This window comes from Campylobacter sp. RM12640, assembly GCF_020137595.1.
In the GTDB taxonomy this organism is placed as follows: Bacteria; Campylobacterota; Campylobacteria; order Campylobacterales; family Campylobacteraceae; genus Campylobacter_E.
The window spans coordinates 15,328-38,202 of record NZ_JACGAU010000018.1 but is presented as its reverse complement, the minus strand read 5'-3'; the positions used below and the strand labels follow the sequence as shown (position 1 = coordinate 38,202).

The 22,875-nt window shown below is 27.1% G+C and carries 29 protein-coding genes and 5 tRNA genes; 21 read left to right on the top strand and 13 right to left on the bottom strand.

What is annotated here, in order from left to right:
- Window positions 1-776 precede the first annotated feature (776 nt).
- The 4 genes from AVBRAN12640_RS07460 to modA form a co-directional block, all read right to left on the bottom strand.
- Complete coding sequence (locus tag AVBRAN12640_RS07460; protein WP_336609144.1) at window positions 777-1,232, bottom strand: hypothetical protein; 456 nt, start codon at window positions 1,230-1,232, stop codon at window positions 777-779.
- A 136-nt stretch (window positions 1,233-1,368) separates the two neighbouring features.
- Window positions 1,369-2,031: a molybdate ABC transporter permease subunit gene (modB, locus tag AVBRAN12640_RS07455; RefSeq protein ID WP_214118254.1), complete on the bottom strand. Its 663-nt coding sequence runs from the start codon at window positions 2,029-2,031 to the stop codon at window positions 1,369-1,371.
- Window positions 2,019-2,699, bottom strand: coding sequence for an ATP-binding cassette domain-containing protein (locus AVBRAN12640_RS07450; protein ID WP_336609143.1), 681 nt, complete (start codon window positions 2,697-2,699; stop codon window positions 2,019-2,021). The genes modB and AVBRAN12640_RS07450 overlap by 13 nt, the downstream gene beginning before the upstream one ends.
- Complete coding sequence (gene modA, locus AVBRAN12640_RS07445; RefSeq protein ID WP_214118250.1) at window positions 2,686-3,378, bottom strand: molybdate ABC transporter substrate-binding protein; 693 nt, start codon at window positions 3,376-3,378, stop codon at window positions 2,686-2,688. Before modA ends, AVBRAN12640_RS07450 begins: the two co-directional genes overlap by 14 nt.
- Window positions 3,379-3,546: 168 nt before the next feature.
- On the opposite strand from modA, the gene AVBRAN12640_RS07440 reads away from it, so the two are divergent.
- Entirely contained in the window at window positions 3,547-4,176 is a 630-nt protein-coding gene (locus tag AVBRAN12640_RS07440; protein ID WP_336609142.1) for a c-type cytochrome, read from the top strand.
- A gap of 46 nt (window positions 4,177-4,222) precedes the next feature.
- Here the strand turns inward: AVBRAN12640_RS07440 and AVBRAN12640_RS07435 are convergent, their stop codons facing one another.
- Window positions 4,223-5,428, bottom strand: coding sequence for a glucose-6-phosphate isomerase (locus tag AVBRAN12640_RS07435; protein ID WP_214118248.1), 1,206 nt, complete (start codon window positions 5,426-5,428; stop codon window positions 4,223-4,225).
- Complete coding sequence (gene galU, locus AVBRAN12640_RS07430; RefSeq protein WP_214118246.1) at window positions 5,425-6,246, bottom strand: UTP--glucose-1-phosphate uridylyltransferase GalU; 822 nt, start codon at window positions 6,244-6,246, stop codon at window positions 5,425-5,427. Before galU ends, AVBRAN12640_RS07435 begins: the two co-directional genes overlap by 4 nt.
- 76 nt (window positions 6,247-6,322) lie before the next feature.
- Between galU and AVBRAN12640_RS07425 the strand changes: the two genes are divergently transcribed.
- From AVBRAN12640_RS07425 to AVBRAN12640_RS07400, 6 genes are all read left to right on the top strand, one after another.
- Entirely contained in the window at window positions 6,323-7,219 is an 897-nt protein-coding gene (locus tag AVBRAN12640_RS07425; protein WP_336612983.1) for a glycosyltransferase family 2 protein, read from the top strand.
- The gene (locus AVBRAN12640_RS07420) at window positions 7,210-8,136 is read left to right on the top strand and encodes a glycosyltransferase family 2 protein (protein WP_336612982.1); all 927 of its coding nucleotides are present in this window, start codon (window positions 7,210-7,212) and stop codon (window positions 8,134-8,136) included. Before AVBRAN12640_RS07425 ends, AVBRAN12640_RS07420 begins: the two co-directional genes overlap by 10 nt.
- Before the next feature lie 242 nt (window positions 8,137-8,378).
- Complete coding sequence (locus tag AVBRAN12640_RS07415; protein WP_336612981.1) at window positions 8,379-9,275, top strand: glycosyltransferase family 2 protein; 897 nt, start codon at window positions 8,379-8,381, stop codon at window positions 9,273-9,275.
- 2 nt (window positions 9,276-9,277) lie between these two features.
- Complete coding sequence (locus tag AVBRAN12640_RS07410; RefSeq protein WP_336612980.1) at window positions 9,278-10,189, top strand: hypothetical protein; 912 nt, start codon at window positions 9,278-9,280, stop codon at window positions 10,187-10,189.
- 417 nt (window positions 10,190-10,606) lie between these two features.
- The gene (locus AVBRAN12640_RS07405) at window positions 10,607-12,127 is read left to right on the top strand and encodes a YifB family Mg chelatase-like AAA ATPase (RefSeq protein ID WP_336608952.1); all 1,521 of its coding nucleotides are present in this window, start codon (window positions 10,607-10,609) and stop codon (window positions 12,125-12,127) included.
- A 533-nt stretch (window positions 12,128-12,660) separates the two neighbouring features.
- Window positions 12,661-13,314 carry a hypothetical protein gene (locus AVBRAN12640_RS07400; RefSeq protein ID WP_336608951.1) on the top strand — a complete coding sequence of 218 codons (654 nt, stop codon included), beginning with the start codon at window positions 12,661-12,663 and terminating at the stop codon, window positions 13,312-13,314.
- A gap of 38 nt (window positions 13,315-13,352) precedes the next feature.
- On the opposite strand, the gene AVBRAN12640_RS07395 is transcribed toward AVBRAN12640_RS07400, so the two are convergent.
- The 4 genes from AVBRAN12640_RS07395 to AVBRAN12640_RS07380 form a co-directional block, all read right to left on the bottom strand.
- The gene (locus AVBRAN12640_RS07395) at window positions 13,353-13,919 is read right to left on the bottom strand and encodes a hypothetical protein (protein WP_336608950.1); all 567 of its coding nucleotides are present in this window, start codon (window positions 13,917-13,919) and stop codon (window positions 13,353-13,355) included.
- On the bottom strand, window positions 13,900-14,226 hold the full coding sequence (locus AVBRAN12640_RS07390) for a hypothetical protein (RefSeq protein WP_336608949.1): 327 nt from the start codon (window positions 14,224-14,226) through the stop codon (window positions 13,900-13,902). Before AVBRAN12640_RS07390 ends, AVBRAN12640_RS07395 begins: the two co-directional genes overlap by 20 nt.
- A 10-nt stretch (window positions 14,227-14,236) precedes the next feature.
- Window positions 14,237-15,217, bottom strand: a complete 981-nt coding sequence (locus AVBRAN12640_RS07385) for a hypothetical protein (protein ID WP_336608948.1) — start codon at window positions 15,215-15,217, stop codon at window positions 14,237-14,239.
- Between the two features lie 63 nt (window positions 15,218-15,280).
- The gene (locus AVBRAN12640_RS07380; protein WP_336608947.1) at window positions 15,281-15,778 is read right to left on the bottom strand and encodes a hypothetical protein; all 498 of its coding nucleotides are present in this window, start codon (window positions 15,776-15,778) and stop codon (window positions 15,281-15,283) included.
- A gap of 170 nt (window positions 15,779-15,948) precedes the next feature.
- Between AVBRAN12640_RS07380 and AVBRAN12640_RS07375 the strand changes: the two genes are divergently transcribed.
- Window positions 15,949-16,080, top strand: coding sequence for an alpha-amylase (locus AVBRAN12640_RS07375; protein WP_336608946.1), 132 nt, complete (start codon window positions 15,949-15,951; stop codon window positions 16,078-16,080).
- A 64-nt stretch (window positions 16,081-16,144) separates the two neighbouring features.
- Here the strand turns inward: AVBRAN12640_RS07375 and AVBRAN12640_RS07370 are convergent, their stop codons facing one another.
- Genes AVBRAN12640_RS07370 through yaaA form a run of 3 tightly spaced genes read right to left on the bottom strand, consistent with a single transcriptional unit; the run spans window position 16,145 to window position 17,698 of the window.
- Window positions 16,145-16,741 (bottom strand): nitroreductase family protein, encoded by a 597-nt coding sequence (locus AVBRAN12640_RS07370; RefSeq protein WP_336608945.1) that lies wholly within the window; start codon window positions 16,739-16,741, stop codon window positions 16,145-16,147.
- Window positions 16,738-16,962, bottom strand: coding sequence for a hypothetical protein (locus AVBRAN12640_RS07365; RefSeq protein ID WP_214118209.1), 225 nt, complete (start codon window positions 16,960-16,962; stop codon window positions 16,738-16,740). Before AVBRAN12640_RS07365 ends, AVBRAN12640_RS07370 begins: the two co-directional genes overlap by 4 nt.
- A gap of 1 nt (window position 16,963) precedes the next feature.
- Window positions 16,964-17,698 carry a peroxide stress protein YaaA gene (gene yaaA, locus AVBRAN12640_RS07360; RefSeq protein WP_336608944.1) on the bottom strand — a complete coding sequence of 245 codons (735 nt, stop codon included), beginning with the start codon at window positions 17,696-17,698 and terminating at the stop codon, window positions 16,964-16,966.
- An 87-nt stretch (window positions 17,699-17,785) separates the two neighbouring features.
- Between yaaA and AVBRAN12640_RS07355 the strand changes: the two genes are divergently transcribed.
- From AVBRAN12640_RS07355 to rplL, 13 genes are all read left to right on the top strand, one after another.
- A tRNA-Thr gene (locus AVBRAN12640_RS07355) sits at window positions 17,786-17,861 on the top strand.
- A 56-nt stretch (window positions 17,862-17,917) separates the two neighbouring features.
- Window positions 17,918-18,002, top strand: a tRNA-Tyr gene (locus tag AVBRAN12640_RS07350).
- A gap of 8 nt (window positions 18,003-18,010) precedes the next feature.
- Window positions 18,011-18,087, top strand: a tRNA-Gly gene (locus AVBRAN12640_RS07345).
- A 108-nt stretch (window positions 18,088-18,195) separates the two neighbouring features.
- Window positions 18,196-18,270: transfer RNA gene (locus AVBRAN12640_RS07340), tRNA-Thr, on the top strand.
- Window positions 18,271-18,332: 62 nt separating this feature from the next.
- Window positions 18,333-19,532, top strand: a complete 1,200-nt coding sequence (gene tuf / locus AVBRAN12640_RS07335; RefSeq protein ID WP_336608943.1) for an elongation factor Tu — start codon at window positions 18,333-18,335, stop codon at window positions 19,530-19,532.
- 49 nt (window positions 19,533-19,581) lie between these two features.
- Window positions 19,582-19,740, top strand: a complete 159-nt coding sequence (gene rpmG / locus AVBRAN12640_RS07330) for a 50S ribosomal protein L33 (RefSeq protein ID WP_214118203.1) — start codon at window positions 19,582-19,584, stop codon at window positions 19,738-19,740.
- Between the two features lie 4 nt (window positions 19,741-19,744).
- Window positions 19,745-19,820, top strand: a tRNA-Trp gene (locus AVBRAN12640_RS07325).
- 15 nt (window positions 19,821-19,835) lie between these two features.
- Window positions 19,836-20,015 (top strand): preprotein translocase subunit SecE, encoded by a 180-nt coding sequence (gene secE / locus AVBRAN12640_RS07320; protein WP_214118201.1) that lies wholly within the window; start codon window positions 19,836-19,838, stop codon window positions 20,013-20,015.
- Between the two features lie 9 nt (window positions 20,016-20,024).
- Window positions 20,025-20,558: a transcription termination/antitermination protein NusG gene (nusG, locus tag AVBRAN12640_RS07315; RefSeq protein ID WP_214118200.1), complete on the top strand. Its 534-nt coding sequence runs from the start codon at window positions 20,025-20,027 to the stop codon at window positions 20,556-20,558.
- Window positions 20,559-20,575: 17 nt separating this feature from the next.
- Window positions 20,576-21,001, top strand: coding sequence for a 50S ribosomal protein L11 (gene rplK / locus AVBRAN12640_RS07310; protein WP_214118198.1), 426 nt, complete (start codon window positions 20,576-20,578; stop codon window positions 20,999-21,001).
- 56 nt (window positions 21,002-21,057) lie between these two features.
- Window positions 21,058-21,759 carry a 50S ribosomal protein L1 gene (rplA, locus tag AVBRAN12640_RS07305; protein ID WP_214118196.1) on the top strand — a complete coding sequence of 234 codons (702 nt, stop codon included), beginning with the start codon at window positions 21,058-21,060 and terminating at the stop codon, window positions 21,757-21,759.
- A gap of 185 nt (window positions 21,760-21,944) precedes the next feature.
- Complete coding sequence (gene rplJ, locus AVBRAN12640_RS07300) at window positions 21,945-22,424, top strand: 50S ribosomal protein L10 (RefSeq protein ID WP_214118194.1); 480 nt, start codon at window positions 21,945-21,947, stop codon at window positions 22,422-22,424.
- Between the two features lie 18 nt (window positions 22,425-22,442).
- Window positions 22,443-22,817, top strand: a complete 375-nt coding sequence (rplL, locus tag AVBRAN12640_RS07295) for a 50S ribosomal protein L7/L12 (protein ID WP_214118192.1) — start codon at window positions 22,443-22,445, stop codon at window positions 22,815-22,817.
- Window positions 22,818-22,875 lie beyond the last annotated feature (58 nt).

The following is a 22,875-nucleotide window of genomic DNA, read 5'->3' as shown; positions in this document are numbered from 1 at the left end:
AGAATTAAGTTTTATATAGGTTTAAAGTATTTAAATAATCAAACTATGCAAACTAAATTTATACCTTTACAGGATAAATAATGTTTTTAAAAGCTTTTTTAATGAAATAAATAAGCTGTGGATAATATAGATTTAATGATGTTGGGTAGTGGGTTTAATACAAATTGATAGATAAATTTTTTATTTTATTTAATATAGGAATTTATCTTAAGTATTTTTAATGTAGTTTGATAAGAGTTATTTCAAGATGCTTTATAAGATGATTTAGGAAATGATTGTGGTAGTATTTTTTAGTGTAATAAAAAATAGCTTATAAATTAGTGGATTTAGTGATTGATTGAATTGTTGGTGCGGTGTTAATATAATTAATAAGATTTATAATAGCAGCTTAGCTTTACTTGTTGGATTAATGGTTATTAGTAAATTAATTTTTTAGATTAATAACATAGCTTATAAATTTTTAATCTAAAGGGTTAGAGTAAGGCATAACAATAGTATTCCAGAATAAAAAAGCGCATATGAAAGAACTAATATTACAAATTTAAAATAATAAAGAAAATTTTCTATAAAATTATAATATATGTGGTTTTTATCTTTTGGTTTATATTCTTTTGAAATTACTTTAAAATAACGAAAGCAAAATACACATTTAAAGAAAAGTTTAGCCTTAAATTTTTTATACGGGTAAGCTTCACATAAGAATGCAAATCCTACAACTATCATAGCAAGAAATACTAGTTTCATAAAATTCTTTCAGTAGTATTTACAATACTTAATTAATCAAACCAACTATAACGCTTGATATTGTTTTTTTCTAAAATTTCAATAAAATTTTTAATTTCATCTTTTGTAAACATATTTCTACTTATATGTATCGGAAATTTAAATTTCTTAAACCTAACTACTATATTATTATTAGTAATAGAAGTAAAAAACCAATAATCTTTAAATTTTCTATAGTAAACCTTTTGAGTGCAAAACTTTCTCTTAATTATGAAAAAATCTTCATAACAAATAACCGTTTTAATATCAATTGCGCAAAAAAAATGATAAGATATAATAGCAACTATAATAAAACCAATAATATTTGCTAAAAAATTATCTAAATCTATAAAACATATTCCAATCAGTAAAGTTGCTAAATCCCATATAAAAACAAATATATAATAAAGAGATACGAAAAAAGATTTTTTTCTATTCATCACAAAAATAGGCTCATTGTTGTTTTGCATAATATTTTCCTATATTATTTATTTTTATTTTGAAAATAGGCTCTCCTTTAAGTTTTACCCTACAGCTTTTAACCTATTATATTCTCTATACTCTCAATTTTTATCATTATTTATTCTTTAGTTTAAAGAATTTAAATTAGGATTTATATTTATTTTGTTTTATAAATTGTAAGGCAAATAAAATAATAAAAGAAATAGCCAATAATATTATACTAAGCTCATTTGCTTTATTTAAATCTAGTGTTTCTAATGCTTCAAATACGGCAATAGAAGCGACTTTTGTCTCTCCTGCTACGCTACCGCCTATCATCATTACTACACCAAATTCTCCCATAGTATGAGCAAAACTCATAACACTAGCACTTATTATACTAGGGATTATTAGCGGCAAACAAAGGCGAAATATTATATTAGCTTGAGATTTTTCAAGTAATTTAGCTCTATCAAAAAGATTTTTGGGCAAAGCATTAAACGCACTATAAATAGGATTAAACATAAAAGGCATAGAATAAATTATTGAAGCAATCAATAAAGCCTTAAAATTAAAAACAAGTTTAATATCAAATTTAGCTAAAAATTGCCCTAAATAATTATTAGGACTTAATAGCACCAATAAATAAAAGCCTAAAACGGTAGGGGGTAGCACAAGTGGCAATGAAATTATGCTTAATAGTATTTTTTTACCAAAAAACTCTTTTTGGCTTAGATAAAATGCAGGATATAAGCAAATAAAAAATAATATTATAGTAGTTACGAAAGATAACTTAAGTGATAAGAAAATTGGTGTTAATTCTTGCATAAAAACTCATTATTTTGGATTTTTTCTATAAAAAATTCTTCTTTATTAAGACATTTTTCAAAACTACCATTTTTTACAAAATATATTTTATCAGCAAGGGCATTTATTTCAAAACACGAATGAGATACAAAAATAATTGTTCTTTTGTAGTCTTGATTTATTTTTTTGATTAGTTTTATAAGTGCTATTTTGTTACTATCATCAAGTGCACTTAAAGGCTCGTCTAATAATATATATTTTGCATTTTTGCTTAAGGCACAAATTAATGCTAGTCTTTGTTTTTGTCCTCCACTTAGAGTGCTGATTTTTTTAGTTTTGTGCTTTTCTAAATTAGCTAGTTTTAATAATTCATCGTAAAAATTACTTGTATTTTTATCTAATTTTTTACCAAGAATATATTTTAAATCATCTAAAAGAGTTTTAGTATTTGTAAAAACTAGATTTTCATATACATTAAAATTATCAAATAATGTGCAATCTTGAAATAAAAAAGCAATATCTTTTAGCAAAGGCTTATTAATAAGCCCAGCTATTAATTTTAAAATAGTGCTTTTACCACTTCCACTATCACCAAACAATGCGATAATTTCTCCATCATCAAAGCTTAATCTAGCATTTATTTTAAAGTCTTTAAAATCGTGTTTTAAATCCAGCTCATTCATAGCCATATTTATTAAAAATTTCCTTTGCATCAGGGCTTAATATAAAATCATAAAACACTTTAGCATTTTTTTCTTTACTTGTAATTATCATACCTTGTAAAATTGGTTCGTATAATTTATCATCAATTTTTAATATGTTTTCATCACTAAAACCTAATTCTTTAATTTGTTCTACGCTAGACGCTGCTACAAAGGCATAATCACAAGCTTTTGTAGCTTGTAGTAAGGTTGCTGAAATATTTGTAGCCGTTATTATGTTTGAACTATTTGGAATTTGATTTAATACTTCTTTAGCTGCTTTTCCATAAGGAGCTGTGTTTGGGTTTGCTATAGCTATACAAGATGCGGTTTTTAAATCATCTAAATTAGGCTTTTTTTTAGCTGAAAATAATATTAGCTTTCCTTTTGCATAAGTGATTGCTTGATTTTTAGTTAATTCTTCTAAATCTTTAGCAAATTCCATATTTGCAGATAAGAATACATCATAATTTGCTCCATTTTTAATTTGTGCGTTAAAGCTACCACTAGCACCTGTATTGACATTAAGTTTTATATCTGGGTGTAGTTTTTCAAATTTTTGCTTTAATTCGTTTAGTGGATAGCTTATGTTTGCAGCTGCTGCGATATTTAAAGTATTTGCTAATGCAAAAGAACTTAAACTTAAAAATAATAATGCTTTTTTCATACTTACTCCTTTAAAATATAAAAAATTATATATTAAAAAATCTTTAATAAAACTGAATTTAAAAGCTTATTATATAAAATAATATATAATAAATTAATTTTTTATTTTAATATTACAATTATTAAAAAATGCTAGTATTTTGCCTTTTAATTTATTTAAGGAGAAAATATGAAAAAAATATTTTTAAGTTTAGCAGCAATTAGTGCTTTAATAATTCAAACAGGCTGTGATGATAAAAAAGAAGAGCAAAAACCAGCTCAAGAGCTTAGTCAAAATGTAAAATCAAGCACTGAAGAAGTGGCTAAGAAAATAGATACAATTGTAGATAATGTGGCAACAAAGGTTGATGAACATATAAATACTGCTGCAAATCAAGTTGAACCTATGATAAATTCTGCAGTAGATAGCATTAGTGATACTACAAAAAGCGTTGCTAACAATTTAAAAGAAAGCACCAATGAAGTTGCAAATACGATAAAAGAAAGCACAGATAGTGCAGCTAAAGCAATTACTGATGGCATTGATAAGGTTAGTAGTAGTGTTGAAAATGTTTTAAAAACTGATGCGGCGACTTTATTTAAAAAATGTATTGCCTGTCATGGAAAAAATGCAGAAAAATTAGCTCCTGGGGCTGAAGTTGTAATAAATACTTTAAGTGAGAGCGAAATTTATGAAGCTTTAAGTGGATATAAGGCGGGAACTTTTGGTGGTAAATCTCAAAAAACTATGCAATTACAAGTAAAAAATCTAAATGATGAAGATTTTAAAGCTTTAGCTAAATACATTAAGACTTTATAAGATAGTTAAAAATTAGGAATTTGAAATTCCTAATTTTATTTTATGATTATTTTGTAGTTAATAATATTTTTAGAAGTTTTTTTGCACTTTCAACACCAGGTTGATCGTAAGTGCTAATGCCTATCATAAGCCCACAAGCACCAACTAATAACTCATAATAATATATTAAATATCCGATATTATAAGCACTTTTGCCATCAAGCTCAATTAGACTTGTTTCTATTCCTTCAGCTTTTATCGCATCAAGACACGATTTGCTTTGAGCATAAAGTAGCTCATCTAAACTATGTCCTACGCTTTGATTTTCAAGATTTTCAAGTCCTTTTATGTGCTTTATTTTGGGGCTATTTGGATTTGGTTTTATACGGATAAATTCTACGAATTTATCTTTTGGCCCTTCAATTATGAGTTGTAAAAACGAATGCTGGTCTTTTGGTCCTATTAGACTAATTGGTGTAAGTCCTACGCGTTTATATTCTTTAAATTTCCCAAGACTTTCGGCTACAAGCTGAACGAACCATTCGTTAAAATGGCGTAATTCTTCACAATAAGTGAATAAAACATAATTTTTATTTATCATTTTTGTGCTTAGCGTGTAGGCTAGATTAAGTATATGTTCTTTTGTTTTTTGCTCGTTCATACAATCTTTAGCGCCTTTGATAAGCTCATCAACATTAGCCCCTGCTAAAAATAACGGCACAAGTCCAACATTACTAAGCACTGAAAATCTACCGCTAACATTTTCTTCTATATCAAAATGCGTTATTTCATTTGTCTTTAAAAACTCATAAAATTTGGTATTTTGCATACAAATTCCTATTAAGTGATGCTTTAAATCATCCACATTTAAACCTAAAACATCAAGCAAAATCCTAAAATAACTTATACATTCAATTGTATTTCCAGATTTTGATACTAATATGAAAAGCGTTTTTTCAAGGTCAATTTTTTCTAATATTTCATTAAAAAGAGTGCTTGAAACATTGTCTAAATAATCAATATTTTTTATCCCCAAAAAACTCGTAATCGCCCTAGTGCCAACACTACTTCCACCCATTCCAATAACTATAAAATGACTTTTGTTAGCAAATTTTTCTTTTACTTTTTGAAGTTTTGAAATTCCTAAATCAAATTCTAAAGGCAAATCATAAAACCCAACTTCGCCACTTTGCCTTTCTTCATTCATTCTTTTTAGATAAAGGCTTATGTTTTCTTGCGAAGTTTTTTCAAAATACTCTTGATAGGTAATCATTTGTAATCTCTTTCATAAAAGTATTTAGTCGCCTCAAAAAAACCTTCTACACTACCACAATCAAATCTAAGACCACTAAATACTAATCCTATACATCTACCTTCTTTTGCTTGAGTATTAAGAGCATCAGTAATTTGAATTTCTCCACCACGACCAGGTTTGGTATTATCTAAAATATCAAAAATATCAGGGGTTAGAATATATCTTCCAATAATTGCTAGATTTGTTTTTGCGTCTTTTGGGTCTGGTTTTTCAACCATATCTGTGATTTTGTAAATATTATCTTCTAATTTTACGCCTTCAATAATCCCATATTTTTTAGTATCTTTATTTGGAACTTCCATAAGTGCAACAATACTGCAACGATATTTTTCATATGCTTTTACCATTTGGCTCATTACGCCACAAGCATCATTTACACACAAGTCATCTGCTAAAATTACCCCAAAAGGTTCATTACTAACCATATTTTTAGCACAATTTATAGCATCGCCTAATCCATTCATTTTTCTTTGTCTAGTAAATGTGAAATTACATACTTCCATTTGCCTACGAACATCATCAAGTAATTTTTCTTTTTCACTGCCTTTTATTGCGTCTTCAATCTCATAAGATATATCAAAATAATCTTCTAAAGCTCTTTTTGTTCTGCCTGTAATAATACCTATATTTGTAAGCCCTGCTTCAATAGCTTCTTCCATAGCATAGTGGATTAATGGCTTATCTAAAATAGGTAGCATTTCTTTAGGTAAAGTTTTTGTTGCAGGTAAAAATCTAGTTCCATAACCTGCTGCTGGAAATATGCAAGTTTTTATCATCTTTCTTCCTTTTTGCTAATAAATATTAAAAAAGTTTAGCAATAATGCGTTAATTTATATTTACATAAGGATTTTTATGCCACTAATATCAATAATCCTACCAACTTATAATGTTGAAAAATATATTGCAAGAGCACTTGAAAGCTGCATAAATCAAACTTTAAAAGATATAGAAATAATAGTAGTAGATGATAAAGGCCAAGATAAAAGCATTGATATTGCATATGAATATGCAAATAAAGATAGTAGGATAAAAATTATTCATAATATAACAAATAAAGGCACTTATGAAGCTAGAAATATAGGTGTAAGAAATGCTAATTCAGAATTAATTATGTTTTTAGACCCTGATGATGAATTAGAACTTAACGCATGTGATATTGCTTTAGAAAGTATGAAATCTAATATTGATATGGTTTGCTTTAGTGCGTTTTCTATTATAAATAACCAAAGTTCTTATTTTATCAAGCGTGATAATAAGCTTCTAGGTAACATTGAGTATATGCAAGAAAAAAGCATATGGAGTATATGGGCTAGGGTGATTAGAAAAGATGTTTTTCTAAAAGTGATTGAAATTATAGGAAAACAAGATAGATTGGTAATGGCAGAAGATGCCTTAATAAGCTATGTTTTGGCAAATATTTGTAATAGGATATTGCTAAATAGTAATAGTGTTTATAAATATTATGAAGATATAGAATCTATCACTAAAAGTTATGATAGTGAAAAATATAAAGCAGTAGAGTATTCATATTTTAAGGTAATAGAACTTATAGATAATATTTCAAAAATGAACGATTTTAATAAAAACTATTCAGAATATTGTAAAAATAAATTATTAGCTGAATATTATTCATATTCAAGAAGAATTTATAAAAAAAAGAATATTTTAAAATATTTAAAGCTAAAATTAATTAGTATTAAGCAACAAAAGCTTGTTAAGTTATCATATGAAAGGTTAAAATGCCACTAATATCAATAATCCTACCAACTTATAATGTTGAAAAATATATTACAAGAGCACTTGAAAGCTGCATAAATCAAACTTTAAAAGATATAGAAATAATAGTAGTAGATGATAAAGGCCAAGATAAAAGCATTGATATTGCATATGAATATGCAAATAAAGATAGTAGGATAAAAATTATTCATAATAAAGAAAATTTAAAGCTTTTACACGCTAGAGCTGAAGGGGTAAAGGTAGCTACAAGTGAATTGATTATGTTTTTAGACCCAGATGATGAATTAGAGCTTAATGCTTGTGAGATTGCTTATAATAATTTTGATAACAATTGTAATGTTTTAAGGTTTAAATATAGTCTCATAGGTTTTGATGATAATTTTAAACTTACTCACCCCAAAGATTATGAGGATTTTAAGAAAAGAGTAAAAAAATTAGAATATTTTGATTTTTTAATGTGGGATATGATAATTAAAAAGGATTTATATTTAAAATGCTTAGAATTTGTATACAAATATAACTTAACTCAAGTAAATATAGCAGAAGACATAGCTTTTAATTTTTTAATTATTAATTTTAGTAATGATTACAAACAAATAGATAGCAAACTTTATAAATATTATCAGAACACTTCTTCTATGACAAATCAAAAAAGTCAAGATAGATATAAAATTTTCATAGAAACAAAAAATAAAATACTAGATTTTTTTAATAATATTTACAAACAACAACCAAATATTACAAAAAAAGAAATCTATTATAGTTTTTATTTTGCTATTTGTTTAAGTATTATTCATGATAAAAAAGAATTGAATAAGAATTATAATATAGGGATTAAAAAAATATTCAATAAATTTAATTTATCGATAAAAAAGAAAAAAATAAATCTTTATAAAAAGATTAGAAGATATATGATTATGTTGTTATAAAGTATTTATTAATAAAATATATAAATATAGAAAATTAAATTTTATAAATAGATTCTAAAAACATCATATTTAAATAATAATTGTAAAATTATTAAATTATTTAAAGCTAAATACTAAAGATTAATAGATGGATATGATTTAGTATATTATACAAATATTTAAAGTATAGCAAATAATAAATTAGTATAAAAATCTTAATATTATATAAACTGATAGTTTATATAATAAAATAAAGGATATAAATGCCACTAATATCAATAATCCTACCAACTTATAATGTTGAAAAATATATTGCAAGAGCACTTGAAAGCTGCATAAATCAAACTTTAAAAGATATAGAAATAATAGTAGTAGATGATAAAGGTCAAGATAAAAGCATTGATATTGCAAAAGAATTTGCAAATCGTGATGATAGGATGATGATTGTTCATAATAAAGAAAATTTAAAGCTTTTGCACGCTAGAGCCGAAGGGGTAAAGGTAGCTACAAGCGATTTAATTATGTTTTTAGATCCAGATGATGAATTAGAGCTTAACGCATGTGAGATTGCTTATCGCGCAATGGTTGATGGGGGAGGGTATACTATAGTTGATATGCTTTGTTTTAATTTTTGCAAAATAACAAATAAGGACAAAGTATTTGAAAATATATTTATTGATAATATATATAAAACGAAAGATTTTATACAATATATAATTAATATAAATAAATGTTATTGGAATTTATGTAATAAGGTTTTTAAGAAAAGTTTATATTTAAACATTTTAAAATTTAATTTAAACAACATAATTATGGCAGAGGATGCTTTATGTTTTTTTATACTATTAAACCATGCTAATACTATAAAAACATTAAAAAATAATCTTTATCTATATTATCAAAATAATTTAGATTCTTCAACGATAACAAATGATTTATTAAAATTAGAACGTGCATTAAATGATGAAAAATATGTAATTAATATAATAAATGATTTTAATACTATAGACATCAATATAGTCAAATTAAAAAACAATATATTAAAAAAATTAAAGAATTATCATAATGAAAGAAAAATGATATATTATAATCTGAAATTTCCATATATTAAAAGTATAATAAAAATATTTTACAAAACAATAAAAAAAGTGAAGGTCTAAATATGCAAAAAGTAGCAAGTTTTTGGTATACAAAACCTAATAATAAAAAAACACTAGTGGGGGGGGGTATTTCACAACTTGAAATTTTATGTATTAAATCCTGGCTAGATAATAGATTTGAATTTAATCTATATACATATAATTTAGATGATAAGATTTTTAATTATTTCAAAAATAACTTTTCAAATTTCAAACTTCAAGATGCTAATGAAATTATTAAATTTGAAGATATGTTCAGTGATGATAGGGGTGTTGGAGTTGCTGGATTTAGTGATTATTTTAGATTTAAGATGATTTACAAAACTGGAATCACATGGGTTGATTTAGATATGGTTTGTTTAAATTATTTTAATATAGATAGTGATTATTTATTTATAAAAGAAAAAATAAAAAATGGTAATGAATATTATGAACAAATTACTACTTCTATGATGAAATTCCCGGCAGGTTCAGAATTCGGAGAATATTTAATCACAGAGAGTGAAAAGCTTATTAGTAATAGGAAAGTCATACCTTGGGGTATTATAGGTCCAGAGTTTTTAAATAAAGCTTGTATTGAAAAAGATTTAGAACAATATGCTTTAGGTTATTTGGAAGCTTGTCAAATTTCGTATTATGAAGTAGAAAAATTTGTATTAAAAAATACAAATTTAGATATTAGTCAAAAATGTCTTCATTTATATAATGAGATGTGGCGTGGTATAGGTATAAATAAAAATAATATATATAATAAAAACTCAATATATGAAAAATTAAAAAATAAGTACAGAGTGTATGAGATTTTAGATGATTTAAATTTAAAAAGCACAAAAAATTATCTAGAAATCTTAAAAATTTTATGGAAATTTTCAAAAATAAGAGTTTATGTAAGAAATCCAAAAAGAATATTAAAAACACTTACTTTAAGAAAATAATATAATTATTTGTATATTTGTATATATTTAACATTATATATTGCTATTGTCTTGTGTTTTTAATATAAATAATTAATAAAGTTACAATATTTGCAAAAATATATTTCTTTGGTAACGAAAGATTTAGTGATAATATTAATAATTGGCAAAATGATAAACAACATTATAAAAAACATATAAATTCTCGTATTAATAAAGCCATCAATGAAGGCACAAATATCATTACTATTGATAATATGGAAAAAGAATTTAATAAATTTATTAAAAAAGTAGAAGATTATGACCTTAAAGCTTATAAAGAAGCTTTAAAATTAGATATTAGAGAATGAATGTATTTTAATTGTATTTTGAACATTATCAAATAAATTGCAGTTTTGTATTAATAAACTTAAAGTATTCTAAAGAAAAGGTAAAAATATGAAAAATATAAAATCAGCAATTTATACAAACGAACTAAATATAATAAATATTGAAGCAATGATGTCAAAGGGCTTACCTGCTTTTAATATAGTAGGATTAGCAAGCACTAGTATCAAAGAAAGTGTAGATAGGATAAAATCAGCTTTTGCTAATCTTGATGATTTTACAATGCCTTGCAAAAAAATCGTAATAAATCTAAGCCCATCAGATATTCCTAAAAATGGTAGTTATTTTGATTTAGCAATTGCGCTTTTAGTATATTTTTATGAAAAAGATTTAGATAATGATTATTATGTATTCGGAGAGCTTGGGTTAAATGGAGATATTAAAAGCACTTCGGGGCTTTTTTCTATTTTATTATTTTTAGCTAGATTTAAGCCAAATTCTAAGGTTTTAGTGCCTAAAGACTTAGCAAATGAAGTTAGTTTGATTTATAATTTGCAGTGTTATGCTGTCGGGAATTTACTTGAAGCTTTTGAGTTTTTTACTAGCGAAGATAAGGAAAAATTCAGAATAAACTATAATGAAAATATTTTTAATTCTTTAATCAAAATCAATAATAAAAGTTATATAAAAAATACAAATTACCCACTAGATTTTATAGACATTAGGGGTCAAGAACAAGCAAAATTAGCTTGTAAAATAGCAGCTTTAGGAATGCACAATATTATGCTAGAAGGCTCACCTGGAAGTGGTAAAAGTATGTGCGCTAAAAGGCTAGTTTATATAATGCCGCCGCTTAGCGTTGATGAGATTTTAGAAAATAATGCTTATAGGAGCTTAAATGGCGAGAAGCTTGATTTTTCGTCTATTAGAAGCTTTAGAAGTCCGCATAGAAGCTCAACTATTAGCTCAATTTTAGGTGGTGGGACTAAAAATGCTAGGATAGGCGAAATTGCTTTGGCAAATAATGGGGTTTTGTTTTTTGATGAATTTACTTATTTTAATAAGCAAATTATAGAAAGCCTAAGAGAGCCTTTAGAAGATAATTTAATCAATATCTCAAGGGTTAATTCAAAAATATCTTATAAAACTAAATTCTTATTCATATCAGCCTTAAATCCTTGCCCTTGTGGAAATCTCTTTAAAAAAGAGCAAAATTGCAAATGCCTTGAGCGTGATATTATAAGGTATAAAAGTAAGATTTCAGAGCCGATTTATGATAGGATTGATTTATATGTGGCAGTTGATGAGGTTGATATGAACGCAAAAGCAAGTGTTAGTAGCAAGGATTTAGCTGATGAGATTTTAAAGGCTTTTATATTTCAAAAAGAGATAAGAAAGCAAGATGAGTTTAATGGTAAATTAAGCGATGAAGATATTAAAAAATACTGCATTTTAGAAGATGGTGCAAGAGATGTTTTTAACAAAGCTATTAATAATTATCATTTAAGTGCTAGGGCTGCTAATAAGGTTTTAAAGATTGCTAGGTCTTTGGCTGATTTTGAAGAGAGATTAAAAATAAACGAAAAAGATATAAAAATAGCTTTATCTTTTAGATATAGAGCAAAACATTAGATTTTGATTTTAAATTCTTTAGTTTTAAAGAATTTAAAATTAGTAGTTAAAGTTAAATCAATAATATAACAATTGATTATCACATACAATACTTTTCATACCTTTTAAAGCAGAGAATAAACAATTTTTCTTTTTGTTATATAACTTATATTTTTCTAAATTAAGATTTTCTTTAGATATAACTTTGTTAAAATCTCTTTCAAGTTCTTGAATTAATTTTTAGCTTTTTGTATTGCTGATACTAAGTTTGGATAAGAGTAATTTGTTTCATCTTTTTTTATTAATTCATAATAAGCGTCCAAAAGATATAACAAGCTTTGAAATTATTTATGATTTCGCGCTTTTTGGCAAATTTTTGCCCCATATTTTTTAGTGTTTTTAGCTCCTTATTTTGCTTAAAAATTTTTGTGATTATAAAATAATAAATAATTAAATTCCTTAAAAATTGGTTTTAATAATTTTATTTTTAAGCTTTTATTAAGAATGGGGGGGGGGGGTATTATTATATTTTTAAAATTATTTTAGGAGATATTATGAAAAAATTAGTTTTTTCGTTAATTTGCGTAAATGCTTTTGCAAGCAATTTTGTTGGTTTGGATATTTATGGAGCTAGTTTGGTTGAAGAAAATGGAGTTAGTTTAGAAGATAATTTTGTTGGTAGAGCTGATTTGTATACAAATAGATTTTACACAAATGAAGAAAATCATTTTGTATATGATATTAGATTTACCCACGCTGAAATTAATAGTGATTTTGTAAATTCATATAATGTTAAAGGTAAAATCAAAGATAGCTTTAATAGTTTTTCAGCACTTGGTGGTTATGGAATTTTAGTTGGTAGTGATATTTCTTTATCGTTGTTAGGTGGTCTAGGTTATGCTAGTAGAAGTTTTGAAACTAAGTTTTATAATATTGATACAAATGATATTAATGTTAGTGCAAATTCAATGTTTTTAAAGACTGGTGTTGCTGCTAGAAAGCAATTTGAAAATAATTTTACAATGAGTGGCGGTGTGTATCTTAAATATTATTTTGACACTATAAAAGAAAAAGATTTGAATGCAGAATTTGATATATCTTTAGGCTATACATTTGCGAATAATATTTATGCAGGAGTAAGATTTGGTTATGTTAATGATATTAGCAAAGGCGGTAGCATAGGACTTGCATTAAGCTATAAATTTTAAATTTTACTCAAGCCTTTAAAGGTTTGAGTAAAAATATTTTAATAATCAATTAGCTCTACATAAACTTGCTCTTTATCATCTGTGTAATAAGTTTTATATTTTATTGTAGTTTCGTTTTCTCCACCATTCACAACTATGCCTTTTATCTTGCCATCTGTTATTTTACTGCTTAATTCATTTGGCATAGTTGGATAAACAAATTTCAAATTAGCATTACAATATCTTGCTCTATCATCTTCGTTTTTTAGTGTTACAAAGCTAGAAAAATCCATCTTAACATTAGTGCTTACATATTTTATTATTTGATTCAATAAATCAATTACGGGTTTATAAGCATTTACTGTGTAGCTTTCAGCAAAATTACCATTATATGAATAATCATAATCTTTAAACTCTCGCACTTTAATTATCGTATTTTCTACTTCATCTTGAAATGCTTTAATAACGCCATATTTAAATATTACTTCAGGAGCATTTTCTCTTATAAGCTCTTCTAGGGCTTCAAGTGCTACTTCATCATTGCATTTTGGTGTATTATCAAAAAAAGAAAAATTAAAAGCACTTAAATATGTGCTTAAAAATAAACTAATTATTATTTTTTTCATTGTTACTCCTATTATCTTCAAATATTTTTGCAATAGCTTGAGAGATGTTTTCATTATTTGGGTTATTGTCTAATATAAATAATTTTAAAAACTCAACGCCAAAATGCGATGGGAAAATAAAATAACAATCATTGTGAAAATTATCCTTAGGAAAATGATTTGTCCTTATGCCTATTGATAATTCACCCTTATTTGTCTGTGCTTCACCGACTACTACTTCAAAATATTTATCTTTATAAATTAGTTTGAAAGGATAGTTTTTACTATCAATAAAAGGCTTTTTAACTTCGTTGTTTAAATTATTCATTTATTCATCCTTATTTTAAATATTTTTTATTATCAACTTCTTCGTATTCATCATACTCTTCTTCTTCATAGTATTCTTCATCATACTCTTCTTCTTCAACCATATTATTAGGATCATAAATAAATACTCTATATTCAATAATGTTGTACATAATAGTTAGCAAGATTGTTGATTTTATAAGACTATCTTTACTATAATCCCTACATCTTTTATGGTATTCATAAGTAGTTTCATCATCAGACCTTCTAGGTTTACAAAAGAATGAATGTATATAGAATAAGGTAACTATACCTAATATTATTTTAGTAATAAATGATACTGCAATTTGAAATATACCATTATTGGTTCTAATTGAACATAATAGGTTGTAAAATAGACTTAGCATTAATGCAAATAAACAAGATATTATAGGAAAGATTCCTATTTTATTATCCAAATGCAATAATGCTAATAACATTAAAATAAATATTATTATGTAATTTAATAAACTGCACATAGCATCACAATAATCTCTATATACTGTAATATTAGTTTTATGAAATAATTTACAAATTACAGTTACTAATGTTGTTATTAATGCTGCTACTAAACATCCAAATATAAATTCAGGTAAATATTCAAATACTATTGAATTTTTAGGTTCATTATGATTATAATTAGGCACTTCTTGAGTAGTTTTATAATCATTGTTGTAATTATTAGTAGGTGTTATATTGGGCATTTGCGTAGTAGCAATATTGTCATTATTTAGTTTAATATTCTTATCAATAACACTTGCTAATTCTAACCCTGATTCATTATTGAATAATTCATAATTATATTGCGAATTTTTAGGTATTAGTTTTATAATTTTAACATTACTATTAATAGTAATATCTTGCAAATTACTATTTAAATTAAAATCGCTTATATTGTCACAAGTGACTGCTAAAGTATCTTTAGGATAACTATTGATGCAGCTTAAAAGTTCAGATTGCAATTGATTATTCATTGGTATTCCTTTATTGAAATTTAAAAATGAGAGAATGTTCTTTCATTAAAAATACAAAGTATCTTAATTTGCATTTCTTGCCTTTACTAAGTCTATGATATTATTAACCTTTTCTAGGTTTTTATTTCTTAAAAATACACCTATGCTAAATAAATCTATAAACCAAAATGCACAAACTAATAAATAAAATATAAAAGTAATTTGTGGATCAAATCTAATTAAAAGCGTTGCAATATAACTTATTTGATAAATTATAAGAATTAATAATTTTATAATACCTATTTTAAAATGCCCTACCTTAAATCTTGAAACACCGAAAGATCCTAATACGAAATTGTGCAACCAAAAACATACACTAGGACTATCAAGCTTGTCTTTTTCAAGCATTTTAGCAACTTCTTTAAGCTCGGTTTCGCTTAAACTTTCTAGTTTTTTTAATAATTCTTCATTACTCATAATTGGTTTTGAGTAATTTTGATTTGCTGTAAGAGCTTTTTTAAATCCACCTATTTTCTTAGGCAACTTGTCTTGAATTTGAGAGAATAAAATCGTCGCATTCATTTTTAATCCTTTTAAAATAAAATAAAAACGAGATAATACCCCCCCCCATTCTTAATTTATGCTTAAATATATAATAAGTTTTAAATATATGAATTTTAAATTTATATTTTTTAAGTAAAAATTAAGAATGGGGGGGGGGTATAATAAATTATTTTATGAAAGGAGATATTATGAATAACGCTAATGCAAACCATAAAGCAAATCAAGCTAATGCCAATAAAGGCATTTCAGGTCAAAACCCAGCTCACGCAAAAGTTCATGGAAATCGTGGTGCTCAATTAAATCCAAATAATAAAAAATAATTTTGGATTTACTAGCCTAAAAAGGCTAGTGTATAAAATGTAATTTATTTTGAAGATAGAATGCTTATATAAATTTTACTTTTTCGTTAAACGAAAATCTCATTTTTTTATGCTTTGGTTGCCCGTTTGCTCTATAGCCAAAAGTTAAAACTAAAGCACAAAACTCATCTTTTGGTAAAAATTCTTCATTAATCGGTGCTTCGTCGTATCCTCCGATAATGCAAGAATCAACGCCTAAAGTATGAGCGCAATTTACCATATTTGTAGCTGCTATATAGCATTGTAAAGCTCCATATTCGTGAGCGTTTCTAGTTTCTAAACGCTTTAGATAAGGCGAATATAATTCATAAACTTTATCAAAATCTTCTCTTCTTTTAAGCGCATTTTGAACTACGCTACCCTTTGGGTCAAAATTATTTTTTGCAGCTACAATTACAGCAAAAGCACAAGTTTCAAATTGTCTTTTAGAATTACAAAATTGTTTTAATTTTTCAATGTTTTCAGGACTTTGTAAAACATAAAAAGTCCAAGGCTCAAGCCCTAATGAGCTAGGGCTTAAAATTCCAGCTTCTAAAATAGCATTGATTTTTGCTTGAGAAACTTTTTCGTTATTAAATTCTTTACAAGCAAAACGAGTTTTTAATAAGTGCAAATAATTCATTCTTCGTCCTTTCTAGCTTTTTTTTGAGCTAATATATTTTCTTTATTATCTTCTATTAATAATCTATTTCTTTCTATTAGCTTCATTGCTTCGTTTAATTTATCATCAATTACTGATATTTTTTGTTTTAATAGATTTATTCTTGCGTTGAAATATTGCGTAATTAAAAATGCTATCAGTAAAAATACGATTAGTATAACTAGTAAATACAAGCTTCCCATTTTAATCCTTTATATCAATATAAAATATTGTTTTATTTTCTATATTTTCTATATTTATTACAGAAAAATTGGTATAAATCATATTAGATAATTCTTTAATATTAGTAATATTATTTTGTGCTAATAGCCTTAGAACCCTGCCACGATAGACTTTTGAACTATGAGATAATTGCTTATTATTTTTCATAAAAATAAAAGTTGCGTGCGGAATTTGAATTTTATAATAGTCTTTATAAATATCAGCTCTAAGGTCAATTGCAAATTCTTTTATTATTTCATTTAGATTATTTGTTGTATCTTTTAAATATTCTTTAGCTTGGTTGATTTTGTTTAATTTCACCCCTTGTTTGAGTTTATAAAATGGTATCTCATCATTTGCAAGAATAGGTCCAAAAAGGTTGGAAAATATAATTACATTACCATCAATATATGTTTTTTCTTCATTATTTAAGCTATTGTAATCTAATTCTTTATAACTAACTCCTTGGTATAAAATTATTGCTTTATATAGTTTATTAGAGAAATTATTTAATATATTTTGAGTATTTTTAACACCAAAAATTAATTCTAAATTATCAAAATGATTTATATATTCCTTTATATATGATTTTCTAAATTGAGATTTTATTGAGAGATTGTCTAAATTTAAATTAGTAAAAAATATCTTTAATTCATCTATATTACAAGCATTTAAGCTATTTATTTTTTCTTCACTTGGTGAAAACAAAATTTTCATATTGCTCCTTTTTTTAAAAAAATTATAACTTACTCTTGACAAATGAAAAATTTTTACATATAATGCCGTCTTTCATTTTTGATTTATGCTGGTTTAGCTCAGTTGGTAGAGCAGCTGCCTTGTAAGCAGCAGGTCGGGGGTTCAAGTCCCTTAACCAGCTCCATTTTATTTTTAGCAGTGTTTGACCAGAACAAAAAAGGCTTTATTTTTATAAATAAAGGTGAGTTACTCAAGTGGCCAACGAGGGCAGACTGTAAATCTGCTGGCTTTGCCTTCCGTGGTTCGAATCCACGACTCACCACCATTATAGATGCGGGAATAGCTCAGTTGGCTAGAGCATCAGCCTTCCAAGCTGAGGGTCGCGAGTTCGAGTCTCGTTTCCCGCTCCAACTTTTTTGCAAGAACTGGGAGCTGTAATTTTTATCGCTTCACAAGTTTTTCCAAAAATAGTTTAAGTTTTAGTGTATTTGTTGTCTAAAGTTATAATTTTTCTGAGCGCTCGTATGGCTCAGAGGTAGAGCACTCCCTTGGTAAGGGAGAGGTCGTGGGTTCAAGTCCCACTATGAGCTCCATTTATTCAAAAAGGTAATAATTTTAGACTAGTAATTAATTTTATTAATACGGAGGAAGTATTATGGCAAAGGAAAAATTCTCACGTAATAAACCACACGTGAATATCGGAACAATTGGTCACGTTGACCACGGTAAAACTACTTTAACTGCTGCTATTTCAGCTGTTTTATCAAGAAGAGGTCTTGCAGAGCTTAAAGATTATGATAATATTGATAATGCTCCAGAAGAAAAAGAAAGAGGTATTACAATTGCTACTTCTCATATTGAGTATGAGACTGAAAATCGTCACTACGCTCACGTAGACTGCCCAGGCCACGCAGACTATGTTAAAAACATGATTACAGGTGCTGCACAAATGGATGGCGCTATTCTTGTTGTTTCAGCAGCAGACGGCCCAATGCCACAAACTAGAGAGCACATTCTATTATCACGCCAAGTTGGTGTTCCATATATCGTAGTATTTATGAACAAAGCTGATATGGTTGATGATGCTGAATTATTAGAGCTAGTTGAAATGGAAATTAGAGAATTATTAAGTTCATATGATTTCCCAGGCGATGACACTCCAATCGTATCTGGTTCAGCTTTACAAGCTTTAGAAGAAGCAAAAGCTGGTAAAGATGGCGAATGGTCAGCTAAAATTTTAGAGCTAATGGCTCAAGTAGATAGCTATATCCCAACTCCAGTTCGTGATACTGACAAAGATTTCTTAATGCCAATTGAAGACGTATTCTCAATTTCAGGTCGTGGTACAGTTGTAACAGGACGTATTGAAAAAGGTATCGTTAAAGTTGGAGATACTATCGAAATCGTTGGTATTAGAGATACTCAAACAACAACAGTTACTGGTGTTGAAATGTTTAGAAAAGAAATGGAGCAAGGTGAAGCTGGTGATAACGTAGGTGTATTACTACGCGGAACAAAAAAAGAAGATGTTATTCGTGGTATGGTTCTTGCTAAACCAAAAACTATTACTCCACATACAGACTTTGAAGCTGAAGTTTATATCTTAACTAAAGAAGAAGGTGGTAGACATACTCCATTCTTTAATAACTATAGACCACAGTTCTATGTAAGAACAACTGACGTTACAGGTTCTATTCAGTTAGCAGAAGGCACAGAAATGGTTATGCCTGGTGATAACGTAAGAATTACTGTATCATTAATTCAACCAGTTGCACTTGAAGAAGGTACTCGTTTTGCTATCCGTGAAGGTGGTAGAACAGTTGGTTCAGGTGTTGTATCAAAAATTATTAAGTAATTTAAATGAGTAGGTTTTATACCTACTCTAAAAACTAAAAGGAAATGTTATGAGAATTAAAATTGGTTTAAAATGCGAAGAAACAGGCGATATTAATTATAGTACGTTTAAAAATTCAAAGAATACTACTGAAAAGTTAGAACTTAAAAAGTATTGCCCAAGATTAAGAAAACATACAGTTCATAAAGAAGTTAAGTTAAAAAGCTAATTTTAGGGCAATAGCTCCAACGGTAGAGCGCCGGATTCCAAATCCGATGGTTGGGGGTTCGAATCCCTCTTGCCCTGCCAATTAAAGGTTTTAAAATGGAAAAATTAATAAATTATTTTAAGTTATCAAAAGCTGAGTTAGCAAAAGTATTTTTTCCAACTAAAGGACAAGTAAAAAATGCTTTTATTACGGTAGTTGTTGTAGTTACCGTTATTTCTTTATTTTTAGCTTTTGTTGATTTTATTATGTCTTTTTCATTAAAGAGTATTTTATAAGGGCGCGAGATGAATTTTAAATGGTATGCAATTCAGACTTACGCAGGTAGCGAAATGGCTGTAAAAAGAGCTATTGAGAAATTATGTTATGAAAATGGAATTTCTGATAGATTAAAAGAAGTTTTAGTTCCTACAGAAGATGTTATTGAAACAGGTAAGAATGGAAAACAGAAAATTACAGCAAAATGTTTATATTCTAGCTATGTTTTTGCAAACATTGATTTAGATATAGAGTTATGGCATAAAATTCAAAAATTGCCTAAAGTTGGAAGATTTATTGGAGAATCTAAAAAACCTACTCCTTTAAGTGAGAAGGATGTTAATTTGATTTTAGAAAAAGCTAATAATAAAAAAGCTCCAAGACCTAAAATTTTCTTTGAAAATGGAGAAAGTGTTAGGATTACTGAAGGCTCGTTTGCGAATTTTACAGGTATTGTAGAAGAATACGATATGGTTAGGGGTACTTTAAAACTTAATGTTTCAATTTTTGGAAGAAGTACGCCAGTTGAAATACTATATTCACAAGTAGAAAAAATTATTTAATAAATTAAGGAGTCATTATGGCTAAAAAAGTTGTTGGGGAAATTAAATTACAAATAGCTGCAACAAAGGCAAATCCATCACCACCAGTAGGACCTGCTTTAGGACAACAAGGTGTTAATATTATGGAATTTTGTAAGGCTTTCAATGAGCGTACAAAAGATATGGCGGGATATAATATTCCAGTAGTTATAACAGTATATGCTGATAAAAGTTTTACATTTATAACAAAACAACCACCTGCTACAGATTTAATTAAAAAAGCTGCAGGTATTTCAAAAGGAACTGATAATCCTTTAAAAAATAAAGTAGGTAAGCTAACAAAAGCTCAAATACTTGAAATTGTTGATAGAAAAATTGCTGACTTAAATACAAAAGATCGTGAGCAAGCTGCTAAGATTATTGCAGGTTCTGCTAGATCAATGGGTGTTGAAGTAGTAGATTAATAAGAACCTAACCGCCGGGTTAAGGCGGAAGCACTTTAAAAAATGCGGAGAAAAATATGGCAAAAAAAGCAAAAAGAATTCAAGAATTATTAAAAAAAGTTGATTTAACAAAAGAATATTCACTAAATGATGGTATTAAAGTTATTAAAACTTTATCATCAGCTAAATTTGATGAAACCGTTGAAATAGCAATGAAATTAAATGTTGATCCAAGACATGCTGATCAAATGGTAAGAGGTTCAGTAGTATTACCAGAAGGAACTGGCAAAAAGGTTCGTGTAGCTGTGATTGCAAAAGATATTAAAGCTGATGAAGCGAAAGCAGCAGGAGCTGATATTGTTGGTGATGATGATTTAGTAGAAGAAATTCAAAAAGGTAATATTAATTTTGATGTATTAATAGCAACTCCAAATTTAATGGGGCTAGTTGGTAAAGTTGGCCGTATTTTAGGACCTAAAGGTTTAATGCCAAATCCTAAAACAGGAACAGTTACTATGGATGTAGCTCAAGCTGTTAAAAATGCTAAGTCAGGACAAGTTAATTTCCGTGTAGATAAACAAGGAAATATTCATGCTGGTTTAGGTAAAGTTAGTTTTTCTGAAGAAAAATTATTAAATAACGTTAGTGCTTTTGTAAAAGCAATTAATAAACATAAACCTGCAACTGCAAAAGGTAGATATATTAAGAGTGCAACTCTATCTTTAACAATGAGTCCAGGTTTAAAACTTGAAACTCAAGAATTATTAGATTTAAAATAATTTTTTCTATGAATAGCTATTTTTTAAACTTTTTATGTTAAAAATATAGCTATTCTTTTTCAAATTTTTATTTTAGTTTTTTTGCGTAAAGAATTTAAATAAAAATTTGATTTGTGACAGCCGAGGTTTATTACTTAATTGACTTTTGTCTCTCTGCTTAAATCATAAATCGGAAAGGAGAAACGATGACAAGAAACCAAAAAGAAGAACTAATAGCTAGACTTTCTGATGAATTTACAACAAACAATGCTGTTGTTGTTTGTAATTATAAAGGTATTATTACTAAGCAATTAGAAGTATTACGTGATTCTGCAAGAGTTGCTAATGTTAAAGTAGAAGTTATTAAAAATACTTTAGCTAGTATTGCTTTAGAAAAATCAGGCAAAAATGGTTTAACACTTAAAGATACAAATATTTATCTTTGGGGAGAAGACGCGTTAGCAGTTACAAAAGTAGCAGCTAAATTTGCTGAAAAAAATAATGCGTTTGAAGTTAAGTTTGGTCACATAGATGGTGAAGTTGCAGATGCTAATAAAATTACTGCATTATCTAAAATGCCATCTCGTGAAGAGTTACTTGCTATGTTATTGCAAGTTTGGAATGCGCCGATTCAAAATTTCACAATCGGTTTAAATGCACTTAAAGAAAAAAAAGAACAAGAATAATTTTATAAAGGATAAAAAATGGCAATTACAAAACAAGATGTATTAGAATATATCTCAAATCTAAGTGTTTTAGAACTATCTGAATTAGTTAAAGAATTTGAAGAAAAATTTGGTGTTAGTGCAGCTCCTGTGATGGTTGCTGGTGCTGTAGGTGGTGCTGCAGCTGCTGCTGAAGAAGAAAAAACAGAATTTAACGTTGTGTTAGTAGATTCAGGTGCTAACAAAATTAATGTTATTAAAGTAGTACGTGCATTAACAGGATTAGGCTTAAAAGAAGCTAAAGATGCTGTTGAAGGTACTCCATCAACATTAAAAGAAGGTGTTAGCAAAGCAGATGCTGAAGAAGCTAAAAAACAACTTGAAGAAGCTGGCGCTAAGGTTGAACTTAAATAATTTATTTAGCCCTATTTTTAGGGCTATTTTTGTATTGTGTTGTTTTTACAACAAAACT

Bases quoted from the DNA above. Each gene is read 5' to 3' on its own strand.
- AVBRAN12640_RS07460 (WP_336609144.1), bottom strand. From the start codon at position 1,232: ATGCAAAACAACAATGAGCCTATTTTTGTGATGAATAGAAAAAAATCT.
- modB (WP_214118254.1), bottom strand. From the start codon at position 2,031: ATGCAAGAATTAACACCAATTTTCTTATCACTTAAGTTATCTTTCGTA.
- AVBRAN12640_RS07450 (WP_336609143.1), bottom strand. From the start codon at position 2,699: ATGGCTATGAATGAGCTGGATTTAAAACACGATTTTAAAGACTTTAAA.
- modA (WP_214118250.1), bottom strand. From the start codon at position 3,378: ATGAAAAAAGCATTATTATTTTTAAGTTTAAGTTCTTTTGCATTAGCA.
- AVBRAN12640_RS07440 (WP_336609142.1), top strand. From the start codon at position 3,547: ATGAAAAAAATATTTTTAAGTTTAGCAGCAATTAGTGCTTTAATAATT.
- AVBRAN12640_RS07435 (WP_214118248.1), bottom strand. From the start codon at position 5,428: ATGATTACCTATCAAGAGTATTTTGAAAAAACTTCGCAAGAAAACATA.
- galU (WP_214118246.1), bottom strand. From the start codon at position 6,246: ATGATAAAAACTTGCATATTTCCAGCAGCAGGTTATGGAACTAGATTT.
- AVBRAN12640_RS07425 (WP_336612983.1), top strand. From the start codon at position 6,323: ATGCCACTAATATCAATAATCCTACCAACTTATAATGTTGAAAAATAT.
- AVBRAN12640_RS07420 (WP_336612982.1), top strand. From the start codon at position 7,210: ATGCCACTAATATCAATAATCCTACCAACTTATAATGTTGAAAAATAT.
- AVBRAN12640_RS07415 (WP_336612981.1), top strand. From the start codon at position 8,379: ATGCCACTAATATCAATAATCCTACCAACTTATAATGTTGAAAAATAT.
- AVBRAN12640_RS07410 (WP_336612980.1), top strand. From the start codon at position 9,278: ATGCAAAAAGTAGCAAGTTTTTGGTATACAAAACCTAATAATAAAAAA.
- AVBRAN12640_RS07405 (WP_336608952.1), top strand. From the start codon at position 10,607: ATGAAAAATATAAAATCAGCAATTTATACAAACGAACTAAATATAATA.
- AVBRAN12640_RS07400 (WP_336608951.1), top strand. From the start codon at position 12,661: ATGAAAAAATTAGTTTTTTCGTTAATTTGCGTAAATGCTTTTGCAAGC.
- AVBRAN12640_RS07395 (WP_336608950.1), bottom strand. From the start codon at position 13,919: ATGAAAAAAATAATAATTAGTTTATTTTTAAGCACATATTTAAGTGCT.
- AVBRAN12640_RS07390 (WP_336608949.1), bottom strand. From the start codon at position 14,226: ATGAATAATTTAAACAACGAAGTTAAAAAGCCTTTTATTGATAGTAAA.
- AVBRAN12640_RS07385 (WP_336608948.1), bottom strand. From the start codon at position 15,217: ATGAATAATCAATTGCAATCTGAACTTTTAAGCTGCATCAATAGTTAT.
- AVBRAN12640_RS07380 (WP_336608947.1), bottom strand. From the start codon at position 15,778: ATGAATGCGACGATTTTATTCTCTCAAATTCAAGACAAGTTGCCTAAG.
- AVBRAN12640_RS07375 (WP_336608946.1), top strand. From the start codon at position 15,949: ATGAATAACGCTAATGCAAACCATAAAGCAAATCAAGCTAATGCCAAT.
- AVBRAN12640_RS07370 (WP_336608945.1), bottom strand. From the start codon at position 16,741: ATGAATTATTTGCACTTATTAAAAACTCGTTTTGCTTGTAAAGAATTT.
- AVBRAN12640_RS07365 (WP_214118209.1), bottom strand. From the start codon at position 16,962: ATGGGAAGCTTGTATTTACTAGTTATACTAATCGTATTTTTACTGATA.
- yaaA (WP_336608944.1), bottom strand. From the start codon at position 17,698: ATGAAAATTTTGTTTTCACCAAGTGAAGAAAAAATAAATAGCTTAAAT.
- tuf (WP_336608943.1), top strand. From the start codon at position 18,333: ATGGCAAAGGAAAAATTCTCACGTAATAAACCACACGTGAATATCGGA.
- rpmG (WP_214118203.1), top strand. From the start codon at position 19,582: ATGAGAATTAAAATTGGTTTAAAATGCGAAGAAACAGGCGATATTAAT.
- secE (WP_214118201.1), top strand. From the start codon at position 19,836: ATGGAAAAATTAATAAATTATTTTAAGTTATCAAAAGCTGAGTTAGCA.
- nusG (WP_214118200.1), top strand. From the start codon at position 20,025: ATGAATTTTAAATGGTATGCAATTCAGACTTACGCAGGTAGCGAAATG.
- rplK (WP_214118198.1), top strand. From the start codon at position 20,576: ATGGCTAAAAAAGTTGTTGGGGAAATTAAATTACAAATAGCTGCAACA.
- rplA (WP_214118196.1), top strand. From the start codon at position 21,058: ATGGCAAAAAAAGCAAAAAGAATTCAAGAATTATTAAAAAAAGTTGAT.
- rplJ (WP_214118194.1), top strand. From the start codon at position 21,945: ATGACAAGAAACCAAAAAGAAGAACTAATAGCTAGACTTTCTGATGAA.
- rplL (WP_214118192.1), top strand. From the start codon at position 22,443: ATGGCAATTACAAAACAAGATGTATTAGAATATATCTCAAATCTAAGT.